The organism is Allobosea sp. 05T422_2, from assembly GCF_056396265.1.
Window position 1 is genome coordinate 1 of the sequence record NZ_JBFTLD010000429.1, and the last position, 2,977, is coordinate 2,977.

The 2,977-nt window shown below is 64.0% G+C and carries 3 protein-coding genes; 2 read left to right on the forward strand and 1 reads right to left on the reverse strand.

The window, feature by feature from the left end; genetic code table 11:
- Both AC1DJT_RS35540 and AC1DJT_RS35545 read left to right on the forward strand, forming a co-directional pair.
- A partial coding sequence (locus tag AC1DJT_RS35540; RefSeq protein WP_476835942.1) for a TSCPD domain-containing protein occupies nt 1-880 on the forward strand: 880 nt, incomplete at its 5' end.
- 174 nt (nt 881-1,054) lie between these two features.
- A complete protein-coding gene (locus AC1DJT_RS35545; RefSeq protein ID WP_476768761.1) occupies nt 1,055-1,462 on the forward strand; it encodes a hypothetical protein in 408 nt (135 codons plus the stop codon).
- 1 nt (nt 1,463) lies between these two features.
- On the opposite strand, the gene AC1DJT_RS35550 is transcribed toward AC1DJT_RS35545, so the two are convergent.
- Complete coding sequence (locus AC1DJT_RS35550) at nt 1,464-2,858, reverse strand: caspase family protein (protein ID WP_476835943.1); 1,395 nt, start codon at nt 2,856-2,858, stop codon at nt 1,464-1,466.
- Nucleotides 2,859-2,977: the final 119 nt, after the last annotated feature.

Genomic DNA, 2,977 nt, shown 5'->3' on the forward strand with positions numbered 1-2,977 from the left:
GCCGATGGCGGCACGCGCCACCCATGTCGCCGAGAAGATCGTCGAGCGCATCGTCGAACGGATCGAACGCAAGCGCGAACGCGAGAAGATGCCGGACCGTCGCACCGGCTATATCCAGAAAGCCGTCGTCGGCGGGCACAAGGTCTACCTGCACACCGGCGAATACTCGGACGGACGCCTCGGCGAGATCTTCATCGACATGCACAAGGAGGGCGCGGCCTTCCGGGCGATGATGAACAACTTTGCGATCGCGGTCTCGCTCGGCCTGCAATACGGCGTGCCGCTGGAGGAATATGTCGAGGCCTTCACCTTCACGCGCTTCGAGCCCTCGGGCTTCGTGCAKGGCAACCAGTCGATCAAKAACGCCACCTCGATCCTCGACTACGTCTTCCGCGAGCTGGCGATCAGCTATCTCTCGCGCAACGACCTTGCCCATGTCGACCCGAGCGAGATCGGCCATGACGTGATCGGTGGCGGTGTCGGCCAGGACAAGGCGCCGGACGCGGTGGGTGCGATCACCTCGACCCCGCTGGCCTCGACTGGCTTCCGCCGTGGCAAGCCGATCAACCTGCTCGCCATCCAGGGCGGAATCGTCCACGAGACCGTCGCCCGCAGCAGCAGCAACGTCACCTCCTTCGCCACCGCAGGCGCGACCGCGCTGAAGCCGGACGCCGAAGAAGAGGCCGTGGGCGAAGCTGAATTGGCCAAGCTCGGCTTCGCGGCTCCCGCCGGCCAGCCGACAGCCTCGGAGCGTCGCGCCGAAGCGATCATGAAGGGCTATGTCGGCGATTCCTGCGGCGAATGCGGCAACTTCACGCTGGTCCGCAACGGCACCTGCCTGAAGTGCAACACCTGCGGTAGTACAACTGGCTGCTCGTAGCACGCAGAGTACTGATACTGCTTGAAATGAGAGGCGAAGTTCCCCGTTTTTGAGCTTCGACTTCCGCAAAATCTGGGAGGCGGCAATGATGCCGCCTCCCTCCGCCAATCCAAACAAATCGTGAATCAACGGCAGACTGATCGATATCACTTCATCAGATGGTTCGAGGTGGCAGTGGCACCACCGCATGAAAACTTTCAGGACGCCCCCGCAACGCGCACTGGACCCTGGAGGGGCAGGACGACGCCGCCGACGCCTAAGGGCCTGATCGTGCTGGACGGCGCGCCTGCGCGACAGCCGCCCAAGCCTGAGCCGCCGGTCCCGTTCGACGACGGCCAGCTTGCCTTCGTCTTCGAGGACCCGATCGAGGGGGCCGTCGAGCCCATCCAGAAGGCGCCGGCGCTGCCGACCCCCGCCGGCCCGTTCCAGCCGGCCGAGCCGATCGCTCCGCCGCCGGCCAAGGTCCACCCGACCCACGGCCGCAGGGCCGAGCGACGCACCCGTGCAACGCTCGGAATCGCGGCCAGGGGCTGGGTCGGCTTCTCGCCGGTGCCGCGGTTCCCTGAGCGCGCCGGCGCGTGACCTAGGGTGAGCGAGGGCGGGCTTCGATCGCGATCGGAGMCGGCCCTRTCAATGCGGTCAGCGAGCCGCTGCTCAACTTCCGCAGGATCGTCTGGCACCCTTCGGCGTTGGGGGGCGTGGCACTCAGCGTTTTCGCCTGCAGATCGAACACGAGGACGGTGCGATCCTGCAAGTGAAGTTGCGCGATCTCGGTTCGCGGATCTTCGATGCATTTCGCATCGATCTCGTCCGCGAGGTCCTCAAGGTAGTCGACGAGGGCCTCATATTTCCCCACCACCGAGAGCGGTGCCACGAATTCCGTTACGGAGGTGGGGAATATGTCTTCGAAGTCATCCGGCAGATTCGCGRGAGACACGCGCAAGACCAGTTCGCGGACGATTTCTGCCTGCGCGGGATCGTCTTGGCTTTGACCGGTTTCGATCGAAAACCGAAAGAAGTCGGTGTCGATGGAGCCGCCGCCCCCTTCCATCGAGGCTTCGCGGTCGATGTCCCGGCGCTTCAAGCGGAGAATGTCCTTCGATTTCTGATAAATGCCGTCGAGTTCCTCCTCGACGGCTTCGCTCAGCCCTCGCTGAGCGAAGCCGTTAGCGTAGTCGTTGACATCGTCCGGAACCCAGTGACCTTTCGCCTTGCTGAAGCCTGGCAACGCTCTGAACGGCATGGTCTCGACCGTCCTGAAGTAACCCCGAGCGTAGTCGATCGTAATCGGAGCTGAGACGGTCGAAGCCACCGCTGGTCTTGGCATCTCGCGGATTGCGAACGTTCCCGATGCCCCGATCTGGGCATATGGGGTCTGATGCGCGGCGATCTGCATGTGCTTGCGGATGAATTCCCTCACCGACACGGCCAGGAAATTCTGTAGCGATTGCCCGGTCACGAAGCCACGATCGGCCGCGCCCGCCTCCTTGCCTCTCAAGGCCTCCAGGAGATGATGCGTCCAGATCCCATGCCCGAGCGCCGCAGACGGATAGGACTTCTGTCTCGGGGAGCATGAGAAGAAGGCGGCGGCATGTGCCGCGCTCTCGACGAAGTCCTCGAACTCCTCCCGCTTCATATTCGACAGCACGTCCCGGCCGACCAGGCCGGGATCGTCGAAGGTGGCCGCGCAGGCATCGACGAAGATTAGGCTGTGCCGGCAAGCGCTTTCGCGCAGGGGCCCCAACAAGGTCGCCTCGACGTCGATCGTGGTTCCCGCCAGGTTCGACGGGTGCGTTTCCCATGACGTGAGTCGGTTGGCCCCGTTCGCCCAGAGGCCGTGACCCGCGTAGAAGAAGTAGAAGCGATCCTCCTCCGACAGGTTGCGGATGAGGTATGGGATCTCGTTCTCGACGCGGGACTTGATCGCCTCGTGGTCGAGCCAGACCTCGACGTTCGAAGCTGGGACGTCGAGGTGCAGACGCGCGACCTGTCAACGGCGGCCGGATTCCAGGCCACTTGGGCGGAGCAAAACCAGGCCAGCGCTGGCGATGTGAGACGATAAGCCAAGGGCCCCGATCGGGGCCCTTGGCTTATCGT